The 18,287-nt window shown below is 66.9% G+C and carries 14 protein-coding genes; 4 read left to right on the top strand and 10 right to left on the bottom strand.

Features of this window, described 5'->3' with window-relative positions; genetic code table 11:
• The 5 genes from BSY238_RS11485 to BSY238_RS11465 all read right to left on the bottom strand — a co-directional run bounded on the left by BSY238_RS11485 (window position 1) and on the right by BSY238_RS11465 (window position 6,818).
• The gene (locus BSY238_RS11485; protein ID WP_069039265.1) at window positions 1-960 is read right to left on the bottom strand and encodes a PDR/VanB family oxidoreductase; all 960 of its coding nucleotides are present in this window, start codon (window positions 958-960) and stop codon (window positions 1-3) included.
• A complete protein-coding gene (locus BSY238_RS11480; RefSeq protein WP_069039264.1) occupies window positions 957-1,550 on the bottom strand; it encodes a dimethylamine monooxygenase subunit DmmA family protein in 594 nt (197 codons plus the stop codon). Before BSY238_RS11480 ends, BSY238_RS11485 begins: the two co-directional genes overlap by 4 nt.
• 78 nt (window positions 1,551-1,628) lie before the next feature.
• Entirely contained in the window at window positions 1,629-2,747 is a 1,119-nt protein-coding gene (locus tag BSY238_RS11475; RefSeq protein WP_069039263.1) for an aminomethyltransferase family protein, read from the bottom strand.
• A 314-nt stretch (window positions 2,748-3,061) separates the two neighbouring features.
• The gene (locus BSY238_RS11470; protein WP_069039262.1) at window positions 3,062-5,344 is read right to left on the bottom strand and encodes a DUF1989 domain-containing protein; all 2,283 of its coding nucleotides are present in this window, start codon (window positions 5,342-5,344) and stop codon (window positions 3,062-3,064) included.
• Window positions 5,345-5,456: 112 nt separating this feature from the next.
• Window positions 5,457-6,818 carry a flavin-containing monooxygenase gene (locus tag BSY238_RS11465; RefSeq protein ID WP_069039261.1) on the bottom strand — a complete coding sequence of 454 codons (1,362 nt, stop codon included), beginning with the start codon at window positions 6,816-6,818 and terminating at the stop codon, window positions 5,457-5,459.
• 592 nt (window positions 6,819-7,410) lie between these two features.
• Here BSY238_RS11465 and BSY238_RS11460 point away from each other — a divergent pair.
• Entirely contained in the window at window positions 7,411-8,202 is a 792-nt protein-coding gene (locus BSY238_RS11460) for a TorF family putative porin (RefSeq protein WP_069039260.1), read from the top strand.
• A 50-nt stretch (window positions 8,203-8,252) separates the two neighbouring features.
• A complete protein-coding gene (locus BSY238_RS11455) occupies window positions 8,253-9,953 on the top strand; it encodes an APC family permease (RefSeq protein WP_069039259.1) in 1,701 nt (566 codons plus the stop codon).
• A 104-nt stretch (window positions 9,954-10,057) separates the two neighbouring features.
• Here the strand turns inward: BSY238_RS11455 and narL are convergent, their stop codons facing one another.
• Both narL and BSY238_RS11445 read right to left on the bottom strand, forming a co-directional pair.
• Window positions 10,058-10,708, bottom strand: coding sequence for a two-component system response regulator NarL (narL, locus tag BSY238_RS11450; protein ID WP_069039258.1), 651 nt, complete (start codon window positions 10,706-10,708; stop codon window positions 10,058-10,060).
• A complete protein-coding gene (locus BSY238_RS11445; RefSeq protein WP_083224146.1) occupies window positions 10,705-12,243 on the bottom strand; it encodes a histidine kinase in 1,539 nt (512 codons plus the stop codon). The genes narL and BSY238_RS11445 overlap by 4 nt, the downstream gene beginning before the upstream one ends.
• Window positions 12,244-12,304: 61 nt before the next feature.
• Between BSY238_RS11445 and BSY238_RS11440 the strand changes: the two genes are divergently transcribed.
• A complete protein-coding gene (locus BSY238_RS11440) occupies window positions 12,305-14,173 on the top strand; it encodes a PAS domain-containing protein (protein WP_069039257.1) in 1,869 nt (622 codons plus the stop codon).
• 69 nt (window positions 14,174-14,242) lie between these two features.
• Here BSY238_RS11440 and BSY238_RS11435 read toward each other — a convergent pair whose 3' ends face one another.
• A complete protein-coding gene (locus BSY238_RS11435; protein ID WP_069039256.1) occupies window positions 14,243-15,040 on the bottom strand; it encodes an alpha/beta fold hydrolase in 798 nt (265 codons plus the stop codon).
• 142 nt (window positions 15,041-15,182) lie between these two features.
• Here BSY238_RS11435 and BSY238_RS11430 point away from each other — a divergent pair, with 142 nt between their 5' ends.
• On the top strand, window positions 15,183-15,686 hold the full coding sequence (locus tag BSY238_RS11430) for a hypothetical protein (protein ID WP_069039255.1): 504 nt from the start codon (window positions 15,183-15,185) through the stop codon (window positions 15,684-15,686).
• Between the two features lie 16 nt (window positions 15,687-15,702).
• Here BSY238_RS11430 and BSY238_RS11425 read toward each other — a convergent pair whose 3' ends face one another.
• A complete protein-coding gene (locus BSY238_RS11425) occupies window positions 15,703-17,439 on the bottom strand; it encodes a cation:proton antiporter domain-containing protein (RefSeq protein WP_069039254.1) in 1,737 nt (578 codons plus the stop codon).
• Window positions 17,440-17,487: 48 nt separating this feature from the next.
• Window positions 17,488-18,261, bottom strand: a complete 774-nt coding sequence (locus BSY238_RS11420) for a fumarylacetoacetate hydrolase family protein (protein ID WP_069039253.1) — start codon at window positions 18,259-18,261, stop codon at window positions 17,488-17,490.
• Window positions 18,262-18,287: the final 26 nt, after the last annotated feature.

Here is an 18,287-nt window from a genome sequence, read left to right as displayed (position 1 = left end):
TCACAGGTTCAGGGTCAGGCAGCCGCCCTTCAGGCGCGACACGCAGGGCATGATTTTCGTGCCCGACGCGCGCTCGTCGGCGCTCAGATACAGGTCGTGATGGATGAGCTCGCCATCGGCGCCGAGCACCTCCAGTTCGCACTGGCCGCAGGCGCCGCCCCGACACAGATAGGGCGCGTCGACGCCCTGCTGCTCGATCGCTTCCAGCAGCGACAGGTCGCTCGGCACGCTGAAGGTCAGGCCGCTGAGCGCGAGCTTCACGTCGAACGGTTCGCCGCCGCTCGGCGCGAGGAACTGTTCACTGTGCAGATGGCTGTCCGGCCAGCCCAGCGACTTGCCGGCATTCAGGCTGGCGGCCACCATGCCGGCCGGGCCGCAGATGTAGAAGTGCGTGCCGAGCGGACGACCGGCCAGCAGCGAGCCGAATTCGATCTGTTCGCGGCGCGACTGCACGTAATGGTGGATGCGGCCGGGCGCCAACGCTTCGAGTTCGTCGGCGAACACGCCGAACTCCGGCGCGCGGTAGGCGTAATGCACTTCGAAGTCGGCGCCCAGGCGCGCCAGTTCGCGCGCCTGCGAAAGTATCGGCGTGATGCCGATGCCGCCGGCCACCAGGATGTGGCGCCGACCGGTGCGGTTCAGCGCGAACAGATTCACCGGTGCCGAAATGTCGAGACGCATGCCTTCGCGCGCGTCCTCGTGCAGCCAGCGCGAACCACCGCGCGACGTCTCCTGCAGGCGCACGGCAATGCGCCAGGTGTCGCGCACCGACGGATCACCGAGCAGCGAATACGGGTTGCGGTGCACGCGCTCGCCCAGCGGCAGCGACAGCACGGTATGGCTGCCGCCGGAAAAGACCGGGAAGTCGGCGCCGTCGCTGCGCCGGAAACTGAACTCGCGGATGCCGGGTGCCAGATCGCGGATGCGACGGATCTCGACGTTCAGGGATGCGTGACTCATGGGTAGATCACCTCCGCGGCCGGGATGTCGCCCGGCGCTTCGGCGTCGATCTGGAAGCCCATGTAGGCGCCCAGACGACGCGAAAAATGGTCGCGCACGAACAGCGCCCGCCCACAGCCGCTGCACGGCACGATATGGGTGTGCACGCCGCGCGTGACGGTGCGGCAATGCACGCAGAACACGGGCCGGGCGCGTGTACCCGCCTGCATCAGCCGCATTTCGTCGCGGCTCATGCCGAAGCCGTCGGCCAGGCACGCTGCCTGCCAGATGGCGTCTTCCGGCCCGACCAGATACAGCCGGGTGCCCATCTGCGCGGCGCGCAGCGTGTCGGCCAGCGCTTTCAGGGCGAGATCCAGCGTGGTGGCCGCAATCGTGTGCACGCTGGCCGGCCGCTCGGCCAGCCAGCCCGCCATCGGCGCGCCATCGACGTGCTGGAGGATGAGCGTGATCGGGCCGACGGGCGGCTGCGCCCACAACCGACGCGCCAGCGCCGCGTCATCGGCGGCGACGAACAGCACGTGATGGGTGCCGGCGCGGTCCCATTCGAGCGCGGGGTAGACCGGCTGGCTTTTGATGGCAGGGGTGGACATGCGGCGTCTCGTGGCAAGAGGATGGAGCAGGCCGACCCGCCGCGCGTCTGGGCGCAGCGGGTCGCCGTCGATGCGCGATCAGCGCTTCCTGTCGGGATGGGTACGCTGACGCAGCGGGTCGTAGAAAGGCGTCGGCACCACCAGTGCGGCCAGATTGCCGGCCTCGCTGCGGATCGTCAGCCGGGTGCCGATCGACGACTTCGCCGGCTTCAGGTGCACCATGGCCAGCGACTGCATCAGCAGGCGGCTGTAAGAGGCCGACGTGACCACGCCGACTTCGGTGTCGCCGTCATAGACCTTCGCGCCCGCTTCGACCGCTTCGTGATGCAGCACCGTCATGCCGGCCTGCTTGACCCGCTCGCGCCCCTTCAGGTGCAGCACCGCAGCCTTGCCGATGTAGTCGCCCGCCTTGTCGAGGTCGACCGCCCAGTCCATGTTCACTTCCCACGGCGTGGTGTCGCCTTCCGGCATTTCGAACGGGAAGAACAGCAGCGCGCCTTCGACGCGCGTCAGATCCAGCGCGGTCCACGAACACGGGATGACGCCCTGCGGCTTGCCCGCTTCGAGGATGGTGTCCCACAGGAACACGGCGTCGGCTGCGGAGCAATACACCTCGTAGCCGCGCTCGCCGGAATAGCCGCCGCGCCCCAGCGTCACCGTCTTGCCGAACAGCGTGGTGTCGACGTGGTTGAAGTAGGGCAGCGCAGCCAGGTCGGCCGGCGTGTGCGGCTTCAGCACTTCGAGCGAAACCGGCCCCTGCAGCGACAGGATGTGCACGTCCTGATCGGAGGTAATGGTTACGTTCCTGCCGGCAGCCAGCGCGGCCAGCGTCTTCGGCGTGGCACCGCTGCCGTGCGAAATGCGGAATCTGTCGGCGGCGTCGCGAATGATCATGATGTCATCGACCAGCGCGCCGCTTTCATCGACCTCGCCGCCAAGACGCGCGGTGCCCGGCTTCAGCTTCGTGACGTCGATGGTGACCAGGCGGTCGATGACCGCTTCGGCGTCCGGGCCGGTCACGTTGACGATGTTCAGCGCCGACACGTCGTACAGCCCGGCGCGCGTGCGCGTGGCGACCACTTCATCGTGCGGACAGCTGCTGTAACTCCACGGGATGGGCATGAAGTTCCACGTGTCGCCGTCGAGCTTGGAGCCGAGCTGGCGGTGCCGCTCGTTCAGAATCGAATTCCTCTGCATTTCCCGGTGTCTCCCTGTCTGACATGTCGCCGCGCAACGCGGTCGATCCGGGATTGATTCTGTTGTCCGGGTGGGTGCGGGACAATTCTCACGAGGGGTTACCTACTTGGAGGTAGAAGCGGGCCTTGCCCGCGCGAGGCAAGTCGAGCGACCGCGCGGGCACCGCACGCACAAAGGAAACGGGGATGAAGGCACGATGCCCGCATCCCCGTTGTCCCTGCAGCTCCCTAAAACGATACTCAAGTCAGGCTGACGTCGCGATCAACGTTCCCCCTTGCACCTTGCACCTTGAATCTTGAATCTTGATTCTGCCGTCAGGCCCGGACGCGCGCCTTCTCCGGGTCGTAGTGCGAGAAACGCACCTGCTTCGCCTGGATGCGTTTCTGGTGGCCGTCGAGCTTGCCGATCTCGACCGTGGCGCCCGGTTCGGCGGCCGACACGTCCAGCCGCGCCAGGGCGATCGTCTTGCCCAGGATGGGCGAACGGGTCGTGCTGGTGATCTGGCCGATCTGTGCGCGACCGCTGTAGATCGGGTCGCCGTGCGCCACCAGCTCGCTGCCTTCGATGTCCAGCCCGACCATGACGCGCGCCGGGTGGGCCTTGCGGCGTTCCAGCGCGGCCTTGCCGACGTAGTCGTCCTCCTTGTCGGCCGCCACGGCGAAGCCGATGCCGGCTTCGAACGGATCGGTCTGGTCGCAGAAATCGTATTCGGCGAACATCAGCCCGGCTTCGATGCGCAGCATGTCGAGCGCAGCCAGACCCATCGGCGCGATGCCGTGCGGCGCGCCGGCCGTGGCCACCGCGTCCCACACCTGCACGGCGTGCTTCGGATGGCACCACACCTCGTAGCCCAGTTCGCCGGTGTAGCCGGTGCGCGACACGACGACCGGGCAGCCGTCGATCTTGCCGACCGAGAAGCGGAACCACTTCAGTTCGTCCATCGAAGCGTGGGTCGGCGGCGTGACCACGATGTCGCGCAGGATGTCGCGCGACTTCGGTCCCTGCACCGACAGGTTGTGCAGCTGGTCGGTGGATGAACGCACCCAGGCGCGCAGGCCGTGCTGCGCCGCCAGCTCGCGCAGCCACACGCCGCACCAGTCGTCGCCGCACACCAGGCGGAAGTTGTTCTGCGCCAGGCGGAACACGGTGCAATCGTCGATCATGCCGCCGTGCTCATGGCACAGCGCGGCGTAGACGATCTGGCCGACCGCCAACTTGCGGATGTTGCGCGTGGTGGCCCGCTGCAGCAGGGCTTCGGCATCCGGGCCGGTGATTTCGAACTTGCGCAGCGCCGACAGATCGATCATCGCGGCGCGCTCGCGGCAGGCCCAGTATTCGTCGATCGGGCCGTTGGCGGCGAACGAGGTCTGCAGCCAGAAGCCGCGGTACTCGACCAGGTTGCGGGTGAGTGCGGCGGTGCGGGCGTGGAAGCCGGATTCGCGCGTCAGTCGGGGGGTGGCGTCGGGCGTCATGCGGTGTGCGATCCCTTTGGAAAAGTTGTTCGAGCCGTCATACACGCGCACATGGATGTCGGTCGGGTACCAGCCATTGGCCGGATCGATGTCGTCCGGGCAGGACGACGACGCGCAGACCAGATCGGTCAGTGCGCGCATCAGCACGTAATCGCCGGCGCGCGACCACGGCTCGTCGAGACCGATGCTGTCGTCGTGATTGACGATGGTGTTGTAGAAGAAGTTGATCGCCGGCCATCCGGCACGGCGCGCGATGCCCAGCGGTTCGAGCGCGTTGTTGAAGTTGTCGCTGCAGTTGGCGTGACCGGGGTAGCCCATGTCGTCGTAGTACTTGGCGCTGCAGGCAAGCATGAAGGTGTCGTGCCGGCCGACGGTGTCGCGCACCACTTCGACCAGCGCCACCTGCCGCTCGTCGTAGTACTTCGACAGCAGGCCCGGGCCCGGATTGGCGGTGCCGGTCAGCGTGCGCGTCGTGGTCGGGTCGAGGTCGTACTCCTGACCGCGTGCCAGCGCGGCCGCGTCGAAGGCGAGAAAGTCGGAGCACTGACGGCCGTCGACGTCGATCACCTGGATGTAGTCGCCGGCCTTCACGCGGTAGGCGTGCGCCGTGCCGGCCGCGACGCGCAGGTCGAGCACCGGTTCCGCCAGCGGCGGCGGCGCCTGGCCGCTGAGCGGTTCAGCGCAGACGATGTCGGCGATCAGTTCGGTCGGTGCGTCCTGCGCATCGGGCGCCATGTCGGAGCCCGGCGCGTGCAGCAGACAGCGCACGGCACCCGGCGCGGTGAAGTCGAGCCGGGTGCCGGGCAGGCTGTCGGTGCCGAACAGGCGGGCGCGCAGCAGACGCCAGCCGGCGGGAGCGCCGTGCATCAGCGCAGCGGCCGGAGTGCCGGCTGCATCAACCGGGTCAAGGGCCACGCCGGGCAGCATGGCGGCCGCGAGGCCGGCCGGTCCGGCGATATAGAAGTCGCCGGGCTGCAGGCCTTCCGGGTCGATCAGCGTGACCCGGTCGCCGGCTGCGAGATCGAACGCGACCGTTGCACCGCCGGGTGCGACATGACGGACATGCGCCGGACGCGGACGGGCGGCGATCGACGGGTTGAAAGAAGGTTCGACTATCGTGTTCATCAGATGCGGTCACCCGCAGTCCGGCGCCGTGCTGCAGGGGCGCGACGGACCGCAACGGGGTTCATCGGATGCGGGCTCATCTGCGTTGATGCCGCCCGCACGCTGCAGCAGGTCAGGCGTGTTCCTGGTCGGCCGGTTCGTTCAGGTAGGCCTCGAGCGAATCGTCGAGCGCGTCGAGCCATGACGTGTGGTGCGGCGTCGCCATGGTGCCGGTCATCAGGGAAGCGTAGCACTTGTTCCGGTAGCCCATGATGTCCTCGTACTTGTCGTTCTTCCACTCGAGGAAGGTCTTGTTGACCGCCGCGATGTCGAAGCTCGGATAGTCGGTCGCTTCGATCAGCTGGCCGATGTACTTGCCCTGGAATTCGAACATTTCCTGCGCCGTTTCCAGCGTCAGTTCCTCTTCGCGCCAGGCCATGTCCTCGGCGTGCATGGCTTCCGGCGACGGCAGCGGGATGCGGCCGAGGATGACGTCGCGTGCATACCAGGCCTGGGCGTCGAACATGTTGAAGCTGTACCACTGGTCCTGCATGCCGAGATAGATCAGCGCCGGGTTCTCTTCCCAGAACACGCCCTTGTAGAGGTTCAGCGGCCACAGGCGGTTGTCGGTCTTCAGGCGCAGCTCTTCCGGCAGGAAGGGGAAGTGGTGCTTGTAGCCGGTGCACAGGATGACCGCGTCGATGTGCTTGCTGCTGCCGTCGGCGAAATGGGCCATATGGCCGTCGACGCGCAACAGCTGCGGCTTTTCATCCCAGTTGTCCGGCCACTTGTAGCCCATCGGGTTGGTGCGGTAACAGCTGGTGATCGAGCGTGCGCCGTACTTGTAGCACTGCGAACCGATGTCCTCGGCCGAGTAGCTGGCGCCGACGATGAGCACGTCCTTGCCCTTGAATTCGAGTGCGTCGCGGAAGTCGTGGGCATGCAGCACGCGGCCGCCGAAGGTTTCGAAGCCCGGGAAGTACGGCACGTTGGGGGTCGAGAAGTGGCCGCTGGCCACCACCACGAAGTCGAAGGTTTCCGAGTAGGTGAGGTCCTGCTCGTAGTTGTGCACGGTGACCGTGAACAGTTTTGTCCCCTCGTCCCAGGTCACGTTGCGCACCGAGGTGTTGAAGCGGATGTGCTTGCGCACGCCGGCCTTTTCGACGCGGCCCTTGATGTAGTCCCACAGCACTTCGCGCGGCGGGTAGGAACCCATCGGGCGGCCGAAGTGTTCGTCGAAGGTGTAGTCGGCGAACTCCAGACATTCCTTCGGGCCGTTCGACCACAGATAGCGGTACATGCTGCCGTGCACCGGCTCGCCGTGCTCGTCCAGCCCGGTCCGCCAGGTGTAGTTCCACATGCCACCCCAGTCCGACTGCTTTTCGAAACACACCAGTTCGGGAATGTCTGCGCCCTTGGCCGCCGCAGACTGGAAGGCACGCAGCTGGGCCAGCCCGCTCGGGCCGGCGCCGATGATGGCAACACGCTTGTTCATGCTGTGGATTCCTCTTGTCAGTTCCGTTCGGGATACGGCTGCGACGGCGCCGCTTGCGCCGGGTCGCCCGCCGGACGCCCGGCATCAAGCCGACCGTCAGGTGCGGCGAATGATGCGAAGCGCGACCGGTGCGGACAATTCTCAAGAGGAGTTACCCATTAGGGGGTAGGGCCGGTCTGTCCCTGTGGGAGCGGCGGACTTGTGGGAGCGGCGCCTGTGGGAGCGGCGGCCTCGCCGCGATCAGTGCAGCGATGACCGTTGATCAGCGTGCGCATCGCGGCGGGGCCGCCGCTCCCGCAAAACCGGTGCCGCTCCCACAGAACGCCTTCGTCCGCGCCTTACCCATTAGTGGGTAACCCCTTGTGAGAATTGTTCGCGCGGCAGCGACGTTTCAATAATCGGTCCCACATCACGACTTCCGGGCGCACTGGCGCGACCGGTTCGTCACACCCCGCAGCACCCTCATTCCCGAGCATCAATGCACCGCAGCCGGATTCGATGCCGACTGCCGTGACGCAGAACAGGCGGACGGCGCTGGGCCCGTCGTCCGTCGTACAGATCGCCCGACAACCGTGGATCACAGGAGAGCACCATGCATGAACGTTTTCGTCACAAGACCCTGAGCGCGCTGCTGCTGGGCCTGCTCGTCGCACCGTTCGCCGCACAGGCGGAAGAGGCGCCGGCGCCGTCGTACACGATCAGCGCCAACGTGGGCGTGTTCTCGCAGTACATCTTCCGCGGCATCAGCTACACGCAGGAAAAGCCGGCTGTGCAGGGTGGCTTCGATCTGGCGCACGAGTCCGGGCTCTACCTCGGTGTGTGGGGCACCAATGTGAGCGACCTGGCGCTGTCGAACGCCACCGGCGAAATCGACGTGTATGGCGGCTATGCGAAGACGATGGGCGACTTCCTGTTCGATGTCGGCTTCCTGCAGTTCATCTTCCCGGGCGGCAAGTACGATCCGTCCGGCGAAAGCCTGAACACGCTGGAACTGAACGCCGCCGTGACCTGGAAGTTCATCCAGCTGAAGTACTCGTACGCGGTGACCGACTACTTCGGTTTCAGCAAGAAGGCGTTCGGCGCCGATTCGGACGGCTCCGACTATCTGGAAGCGAACGCGAACTACGAGTTCCTGCCGGGCTGGATCGCCAACCTGCACGTCGGTCATCAGAAGGTGAAGAACTACGACGACTACGACTTCACCGACTGGAAGGTCGGCATCACGAAGAACTTCGACGGTGGCTGGCAGGCGGCGCTTGCCTATGTCGACACCAATGCCGACAAGAATTTCTACACCATCTGCGACAACGTCGGCGGCGCGGCAACGCGCTGCAAGGACACCGGCGACAGCAAATGGCTGCTGTACGTCAAGCGCACGTTCTGATGACCGAAGGGCTGCCGCGACGCAGCCCTTCTCGCTAAAGGGGATATGACATGAGCAGCAATGCGGATGTGATCGGAGCGGCGCCGGTACGGTCGGCCAGCCGCGCCGAAAGTGCTTCACTGCACCGGAAGATCGACTGGACCGGTGCGTTCTGGGTAGCCAGCGGCGTGCCGGCGCTGGTGCTGTTTTCCATCGGTGCCATCGCGGCGACCGTCGGCAAGCCGTCATGGATGGTATGGGCGCTGTCGATCGGCTTCGGCTTCATACAGGCCTTCACCTACGCCGAAATCGCCGGCCTGTTCCCACACAAGTCGGGCGGGGCGTCGGTGTATGGCGCGGTGGCCTGGGTGCGCTACAGCAAGATCATTGCGCCGGTATCGGTATGGTGCAACTGGTTCGCCTGGTCGCCAGTGCTGGCCATCGGCTCCGGGCTGGCAGCGGGATACATACTGGGTGCGCTGTTCCCTGCCGACGCGGCGATCAACACCTGGCAGCTGACGCTGCTCGATCTGGGCTTCATCCGGTCCGGCCTCGAGCTGCGCATCAACGCCACCTTCCTGGTCGGTGTCGTGCTGCTGCTGGCGGTGTTCGGCATCCAGCACGGCGGCATCCTGCGCTCGGCGCGCACGACCATGGTGCTCGGCATCACGGCGCTGATTCCGCTGATGCTGATCGCACTGGTGCCGCTGCTGTCCGGCGACATGCCGTCGACCCACTTCTCGCCGATGGTGCCCATCGCATGGGAGAACGGTGTGGTGGTCGATGGCTCATGGAATATGGCGGGCGTCACGCTGATGGCGGGCGGCCTGTTCATCGCAGCGTGGTCGACCTACGGCTTCGAAACGGCGGTCTGTTACACGCGCGAATTCAAGGATCCGAAGAAGGACACCTTCAAGGCCATCCTGTTTTCCGGCCTGCTGTGCATCGTCGTGTTCACGCTGGTGCCGCTGGCCTTCCAGGGTCACCTCGGTCTGGGTGAAATCGTCACGCCGCCGGTGGTCGAGGCGGATGGCACGGTGACCTCGCCGGCGGTCTACAGCGGCATGCTCGCACCCGAGGTGTACAGCGGCATGGGTGTGGCCAACGTGATGTCGCACATGGTGGGCGGCGGCGAAATGGTGGCGAACGTGCTGGTGGTCATGCTGGTGCTGGCGGTGCTGCTGTCCATCATGACGTCGATGGCGGGTTCGTCGCGCACGCTGTATCAGGCGTCGGTCGATGGCTGGCTGCCGCGCTACCTGTCGCACGTCAATGAACACGGCGCGCCGACACGCGCGATGTGGACCGACCTCGGCTTCAACCTCATCCTGCTGATGCTGTCCGACTACGTTTTCGTGCTCGCCTGCTCCAATGTCGGTTACATCATCTTCAACTTCCTGAACCTGAACTCCGGCTGGATCCATCGCATCGACCGTCCGGACTGGGAGCGTCCGTTCAAGGCACCGAACATCATCCTGGGCATCGGCGTCGTGCTCGCCTTCGTCAATCTCGCGCTGATGGGTCTGGGTGCCGACATCTACGGCGCCGGCACGCTGACGGCCGGTCTGGTGTTCGCGTCGCTGATCATCCCCGTGTTCCTGTACCGCCACTACGTGCAGGACAAGGGCAGCTTTCCGGACGCGATGGTCGAGGACATGCACCTGAACGACCAGCTGCCCTCAGGCGGCAAGCGCGCCGGGGTGCTGCCCTATGTGACGCTGGCTGCCGGTGTCGTCGTGGTGGTGGTGTCGCACAGCCTGGCCGTGTATTGAGCATCCGCCAGCGCTGGTGCAGCACAGCCGGCAGCGGCAGCCCCCGAGGGCTGCTGTCTGCCGGTTTTCCTTTCAGGGGCCGGCGCAAGCCGGCGACGCGCACCTCAGTCGTGGGCGGCAGCGCGTCGGAACTGCGGGTTCTGCAGCGCCCACACGGCCGCCTCGAGGCGGCTTTTCATGTTGAGCTTGCTGAGCACATGCTTGATATGCACCTTCACCGTTGCATCGGAAATGCCGAGTACACGGGCAATTTCCTTGTTGCTGCGCCCGTCCGACAGCAGGCCGAGAATTTCGCGCTCGCGTTCCGTCAGGTCGGTATGCGTGGCGGCCGGCGGCGCGTTCAGCGCATGCGCCAGCAGGCCGGCGACGCTGCCGTCGAGCACCACGGTGCCGGCCACCGACTGCTTGATGCGCTGGCACAGCTCTTCCGGTTCCATGTCCTTCAGCAGATAGCCGTCGGCACCGGCCTTCATCGCATCCAGCACGTCGCGTTCGTCATCGGACACGGTCAGCATGACGCAGCGGCCGCGCACGCCTGCAGCCTTGAGCCGGCGCAGCGTTTCGATGCCATTCACCGACTTCATGTTGAGATCGATCAGGATCAGGTCGGGATCGGTTTCGGCGGCCAGCGCGAGGCCGGTCACGCCGTCGCTGGCTTCGCCGGCCAGTTCGAGTTCTTCGTCGGCGCGCACCAGTTGCGCCACGCCCTTGCGAAACAGCGGATGGTCGTCGATCAGCAGTATGCGTATGCTCATGTCGTCACGTCTGTAAGGGTGTCGGCCGGCAGCTTCTGCGGCGCAAATGCCAGCTGCACCCGGGTGCCGCCGCCCGGCCGGTGTACCACGGATACCTCGCCACCGAGCGAGCTGGCGCGCTCGCGCATGATGGACAGGCCATAGTGGTTCGTTTCCGCGTAGGGATTGGTCAGGCCTCGACCGTCGTCGTCCACGATGGCGGTGAGCAGATGTCCGGGCCCGTAATGCATGCTGATCCAGACATGGTAAGCCCGTGCGTGGCGCACCGTGTTCGACACCGCTTCGCGGATGACCTGCATCACGTGGAACTCCTCGTTCACGCCAAGCTGGCAGCGGCCCAGATCGTGCACGAAACTGATGTCGAGACCGCTGCGCTGCGCGAACTCATCGACCGTGGCCTGCACCGACGACAGCAGCCCGCCCGGGCCCATGCGCACGCGGAAGGCGGCGATCAGGTCGCGCACCTCACGGTAGGCGGCCGACAGCCCCTCGCGCAGTTCGCGCGCGGCCTGAGCGACGTCGGCCGGATGCTTTTCACGATCGAGACCGCGCTGCAGCCGGGCCACCTGGATCTTCATGTAGGCGAGCGACTGCGCCAGCGAATCGTGCAGTTCGCCGGCGATCGCCGTGCGTTCCTCCATCAGCGCCACCCGCCTTTCCTCCTGGCTGCGACTGACGCCGGACAGCGCGAGCGCAGCCAGATGGGCGAAGCTTTCGGCCAGCTTGACCTGCGGGTCATCGACCCGCGCATGCTCGGGAAATTCGGCGACCAGCGTACCCAGTGCGAGATCGCCGCGGCACACCGGCAGCACCAGCGAACAGGTCGGGCCGGTTGCACCCGGCGGCACCACGCGCGCGGTGATTTCGCGCGCCGCCGGCTGGTCGGCCAGTTGAGCCATGATCGCGGGCTCGCCATGGGTCGCCAGTACGGCGTCGGCACCCAGCGCCTGCCGCGCGGCGGCGCCCAGGCTCAGCGCGACGGTGCGCGCGCCGAGCGCCGATTCCAGTTGGGCAAGGCCGCCGAGCAGGCTGAACGCCGACACTTCGCTGTTGGTGAAGGTGCGCGCCACCTGGTGCAGCGTCTGCAGTTCCAGCGCCTTGCGCCGCAACTGTTCCGCCGTGACCTGCTGGCGCCAGCGCACTTCCGCCTCCAGCCCGGCCTGGCGCGCGGTCATTTCGGCCAGGCTTTCGACCAGCCGCTCGATCTCGTCGCGCCCGCGTGCGCGGCTGCTTTCCGGCATCAGGCTCAATGCGGCCTCGCTGCGGCACACGAGCAGACGATAGGCCCGATGTGCAATCAGTACGCAGCCGACGACAATCGCGAGCAGGCAGAGCCCCTGCAGCAGCAGCATGACGGCCACCCGTTCGAGCAGCGCACGCTCGACGCCGGCCACCACGTCGCACAGCGCGCCTTCGGCGGCCGCAGGCGCGGCGCACAGCGCGACCAGGCGGCCGAATACCTGCGAAAACTGCCGCTCCGTTTCGACGCTGCCCCAGAAGGCCAGCACCGCGCACAGCGCGCAGCCGGCCAGCATGACCGTCAATCCGGTATACAGCGGGTAGCGCCTCCCGGCGCCTGAAAGGAATCGAATCACGATGGCCCTGTATCTGTTTTCCGCATGGACGCTCGCCCTGATGTTTGCTGCCGTGGTCGGCACCTGGCACGGCGGCAGCGCGGCCTACGGCCTACCTGCCGCAGTCGGACTGGGCGGACTGCTGCTGGTGCTGCTGTTGCGGCGACAGACATGGTCCGACGCACCGCTGCGGCGGCGCCCAGATGCCACTGCACAACAGACGCAATGGGCGGGTGAACTGTGCCACAACATTTCATCGCCCTCGGTCACGATAGAAGGACCGACCATCAGTTTCGCCAACCAGGCCTTTCTGGCGCTGCTCGACTACCGCGGGCGTGCCGATGAAGTGGTCGGCCTGCCGTTCACCAATCTGCTGCATCCGGTCGATCATGCCCGCTTCGCTTCGCTGTTTGCGATCGCTGCCGGCAGCACTCCGACGGCCGCCGACAGCATGCTGCGCATGGTCAGCGCCACGGGCCTGCCGGTGAAGCTGCACGCCAGCATTTCGCCGCTGCCGGCAGTACCCGGCAGCCTGCTGATCCAGTTCAGCCCGGATGCCGCGGCCGTGCCGGCACGCGACGACAGCGAACATGACATGCCGGTGGTGCTGGACCAGATCGATCTTGTGCTGTTCAAGACCGATACCGAGGGCCGAATCGGCTATCTGAATCGCGCGTGGGAGCGGCTCACCGGCCGCAGCGTCGCCGACTGCCGGGGGCGCCTGCTGAGCGCGGCCGTGCACCCGGAAGAGCGCGACGGCGTGCAGAGGTCGCTGCTGTCGGTCGCCAGCGGCCAGCTCGACCAGCTGGTCAGCGAAGTGCGTCTGGTCGCCGCCAGCGGCAACGTGTTCTGGGTCATGCTGCGCGCGCAGTCATGCACGCTGCCCGACGGCGACCTGGCCGGCGTCGTCGGCACGCTGACCGAGGTCACGCGCCGGCGCCGCAGCGAAGAGCTCGGTTCCAGCCGGCGCTACCTGAACACGCTGCTCGCCAATGTACCCGGCATGGTCTATCGCGGCCGCAACGATCCGGACTGGACGATGGAGTTCGTCAGCGACGGCTGCGTCGACCTGACCGGCTACGAACCGTGGGAACTGGTCGACAACCGTCGCGTGGCCTTCGGCAGCCTGATCCACCCGGAAGACCGCGAATTCGTCTGGTCTCAGGTGCAGGCCAATCTGGCGCAGCACAAGCCGTATCAGATTTCCTACCGCATCGCCGACGTCAATGGCGTCTATCTGTGGGTGTGGGAACAGGGGCGCGGCGTGTTCTCGTCGCAGGGCGAGCTGCTGGTGATCGAAGGTTTCATCACCGACGTCAGCGAGCGACGCGGCGCCGAGGAACGCGCCCGTCGGCGCATGTGGTTCGAAGCGCGCACCGGCATGACCAGCCGGCCCATCTTCGACGCGCTGCTGGCGTGGACGCTGCACCAGTTCCAGGTCGGCGGCGCCCCGTTCGCACTGCTGTGGGTCGATGTGTTCGGCATGGAAGACCTGGTGCCGCAGTACAGCCAGGAAGTGTCCGAACAGGTGCTGGCCGAGGTGGCGCGGCGTTTCCGTCCGGTCAGCTATCCGGGCGCCGCAGTCAGCTATCTGGAAAAGCACCAGTTCGCGGTGCTGCTGACCGACTTCCGGGCCGGTCAGGCGGCGCGCGAACTGGCCGGCTCCAATGAGCTCATTCCGGCCGTATCAAAGCTTGCCGCCCGCCTGCTGCAGGAACTGACCGCGACCCTGCGCGTGGGCGACAGCGAGGTGGTGATCGCCGCAGCAGCCGGCATCGCGCTGGGCGACGCGCGCTACATCGGCATCGAATCGATGTTCGAAGCCGCGCGCCGCGCCGCGACCCAGGCGGTCGAACTGGGTTCCGGGCACTGCGAGTTTGCCGACGAATAAAGACGTACCGTCGGTCGGTTACGCCGGGCAGATGCCCACGCACGGCGGCGTGCAGAACACGGCAATGGTTCAACGTTCGCCGAGCAGCGCCTGCACCACAGCGGCACACGCTTGCGGTGCTTCCATCGGTACCAGATGACCGGTGTCCAGCTCGCGCCAGTCCTCACCCCAGAAGGCGCGGTTGGCGTCGCGGCCGGCGAGGCGCAGTTCTTCCGACTGGCTGCCGGCGACGAAACCGATGGGCGTGCCGCGCCGGCGCAGCGTGCGCACGGCACGCAGGGCGGCGCGGTGCGCCAGCGTGGCGTAGATGTCGCGCTCGGCTTCGCGTGCAATGGTCAGCGTGACACCGCCATCCGGGTGATCGGTCAGCGCAGCGACCAGGAAATCGTCGAGCACGCCGGGCGCCCAGCGCTGCACGAAAGGTTTGTCGGCCAGGTGTCGCCGGGCGTCTTCGCGCGATGGCCAGTGCATGCGCCGGCGGGCGGCGATCGGCGCCGGACCCGCCTTGCGCGACAGGCCGCTGAAGTGTGACGCCGACAGGAAAGCGCCGCGCCAGCCGCGGACCAGCGGCGCGTCGATCAGCACCACCTGCGCCACGCGCATCGGCCGGCGCGCAGCGGCCATCGCCGCGAGATAGCCGCCCATCGAATGCCCCACCAGCGCGAGCGGTTCATCCGGCAGCGCGTCAACCCGGGCCAGCACCTGCGTCAGCAGGTTGCGCCAGCCACGGCCGGGGCCGTGTGCGGCGGCGATCACGTCGATCGCCCCGACCGGGTGGTGGCGCGCCAGGGCAGCGAGAAACTGGCGGTACACGCCGGCCGGGTAGCCATTGGCGTGCAGGAACAGGACGGGTTGGGCGGGCGGCATGGCGCGACGAAGAATACGCCGCGCACCCCACCCGCGTGTCGCGACGACCGGTTGCGCGCAATGCTTTTGAGTCAGGTCAATGCGTCAAGCGCGTGCGAGGCGCACACTGGCTGCAATCACTCACTACCGGAAGGAAGCAATCATGAACAGGATCTGGGCCGCTCTGGCACTTTCCGCGTTGTCCTGTACGACCGCATGGGCCGACGGCGCGTCGGGCCATGCCGGTTCGCCGCATCCGGCCGATGCACTGAAGGACAAGGCACCGGCCAACGTCGGCAGCAAGCCGGCGTTGCCGCCCGGCGTCACCCCGTCGACACGCAAGGTGCACGCCGGCCACGAACACCCGGTGATCGAAGGCCATGATCACGAACAGCCAAGCGCCACCGAAACGAAACCTGCGCTGCCGCCGGGCGTCAAGCCGTCGACGCGCAAGGTGCATGCCGGCCAGGAACACCCGGTGATCGAAGGGCACGACCATGTACCGCAGAGCGCGACCGAGCAGAAGCTGGCGATGCCGATCGGCGTTCAGCCGTCGACGCGCAAGGTGCATGCCGGACAGGAACATCCGACGATAGAGAGCCACGACCACGTGCAGCCGAGTGCCACCGAAATGAAGCCGGCACTGCCGCCGGGCGTGAAGCGCTGACGCAGCGCGACCACGCTCAGTCGGCGCTGCGGCGTTCGGCGTCGATCAGCTCGCTGCGCTGTGCCGGCGACACATCCAGCTGCGCCAGCACGTGATCGCCCAACTGGAGCGCTGCTTCCAGCGCCTCCGGAATGACTTCGCTGGCGCCCGCTGCCCGCAGTTCGGCAGCATGGGCGCCATCGCGCGCGCGCGCGATCAGCGGCAGCGCAGGAAATTCGCTGTGCAGGCTATGCACCACATGCCGAGCCGCGGCAGGATCATCCATCGTGACGACCAGCGCGCGGGCCCGACCGGCACCCAGATGATGCAGCAGTGACGGGCTGCCGGCATCGCCGACAATCACCGTCCGACCTGCCGCATGATGACGCGCCGCCGCGGCGACATGCCGTTCGATGGCGACCCACGGCAGACCGGCGCGGTCCAGCACGCGCGCCACCCGCTGTCCGACCCGACCGAAGCCGGCGATGATGACCACATCTTCCCGCTCGGGCAGGCCCTGCGCGGTCGCACCGTCACCCGCCGTGTCCGCAGCGCCATCGAAGCGCCGATGCAGCGCACCCCCGGCCTTTGCCGCAAGCGGCGTCATGAACATGCTCAGCGTGGCCACCAGCAACATGAAATTGCCGGTACGGGCATCCAGCAGACCGGCGCTCAACGCGATGCCGATGACGATCAGCGCGAATTCGCCGGCCTGACCGAGCAGCAGCGCCGCTTCGGCCGCGTCACCGCGTGCCAGGCCGAACAGGCGGAACAGCGCGAACAGCACGGCGCTTTTCAGTGCGTAAAGGCCGATCACCGATCCCGCTAGCCACAGCGCGTCGGCTGCCACGGTCACCAGATCGAGACTCATGCCGACCGACACGAAGAACAGCCCCATCAGCAGACCCTTGAACGGTTCGATGGCCTGCAGCGCGGCATGGCGGTATTCGGTTTCGGACAGCATCAACCCGGCCAGGAAGGCGCCGAGCGCCATCGACAGCCCGGCACTGCCGGTCAGCGCCGCGACGCCGAGCGCGGCGAGCAGTGTCAGCGCCATGAAGCTGTCGGCCTGCGTGGTCACCGACACGCGGCGGAACAGCGGCGTCAGCACGAGCCGGCCGAGCAGCAGGATGAGCGCCACCGCCAGCGCCGCCTTGGCCAGCGCGGTCAGCAGCAGCCATGCAAAGCCGCTCGCCGTGCCGCCCGCGCCAGCAGCGGTCATCAGGCCGAGCAGGATGAGCAGCGGTACGACCGCAATGTCCTGCAGCAACAGCACGGCGAAACTCGTGCGACCGACCGTCGAGCGCGTCTGACCGGATTCGCCGAGGAGTTGCATCACCACCGCGGTGGATGACATGGCGAGCCCGAGTCCGAGCACCAGTGCCGTTTCATGGCCGTGCCCGAAGGCCAGCGCAATGCCGGCGATCAGCGCGCCGGTGCCCAGCCACTGCGCGCTGCCGACGCCCAGCACCCAGCGCCGCAGCGACCACAACTGGCGCGCCGACAGTTCGAGGCCGATGACGAACAGCATGAACATGACGCCCAGCTCGGCCAGACCGCGCACGCCCTCGCCGTCGGCGATGGTGAGCGCACCCAGCCAGGGCTGGTCAGCGGCCAGCCGGCCCAGACCATACGGACCGACCAGCGCGCCGGCGCACAGGAAAGCCACCACCTGACTGACCCGGGCGCGCGCCAGCAGCGGCATCACCAGACCCGCGATGGCAAGAAACAGCAGCAGCGGCTGCAGGTGCGGCAATCCGGCGTGGGCATCCATCGGTCAAGCCTGCATCAGACGCAGCCGGGCCGTATTGACGCAGGTCGTTCAGTCAGCGGGCGCGAACACGTTGCTGAGCGTGCCGACCCCGGTGACGGTCACTTCAACCGTGCTGCCCGGCTTCATCGGCAGCACGCCGACCGAGGTGCCGCAGCAGATCACGTCGCCCGGCAGCAGCGTCATGTCGCGCGAAATCATCGCCACCAGCTTCACCGGCGGGATGATCATGTCGGACACCGGATAGCGCTGGCGCTCGCGCCCGCCGACCGTGGTGACCACTTCGGCATCGGCCGGCAGCGCATCGGTTTCGATGACTGGACCGAAACAGCCGAAACCGTCGAAGCTCTTGGCGCGCGTCCATTGCGCGAACGACGGGTCCTTGTCCACCAGTTCCAGCGCGCTCACGTCGTTGACGCAGGTGTAGCCGAAGATGGCGTCGGCCGCCTGCGCCTCGTCAAGGTTGCGAGCGACCTTGCCGATGACCACGCCCAGTTCGCCCTCGTAGAACACGCGACCGTCGAAGGCCAGCGGTTTCGGAATCGGCTGGCCATGCCAGTTCAACGCAGTCGGCGAGCGCACGAGGAACAGCGGCTCCGCCGGCACGCTGCCGCCTGCCTTCTGCACGGCTGCGTGGAAGTTGTTCACGATGATGATCATCTTCGGCGGCACGCAGGGCATCAGCCATTCGACGCCGGCCAGCGGCACGGTTTCGCCGGTCGGGCGCGGCGCACCGAACAGGTCGCCATCAAGAAGTTCAACAGAGTCGCCGGCAATGCGGCCCAGCCGTTCGGCGCCCTGATGGCGCACACGCAGGTATTTCATTGTTGCTTCCTGGAGTCGGACAGAAA

This window comes from Methyloversatilis sp. RAC08, from assembly GCF_001713355.1.
Classification (GTDB): domain Bacteria; phylum Pseudomonadota; class Gammaproteobacteria; order Burkholderiales; family Rhodocyclaceae; genus Methyloversatilis.
The sequence above is the reverse complement of the archived record's forward strand: the minus strand, read 5'-3'. Positions and strand labels throughout refer to the sequence as shown.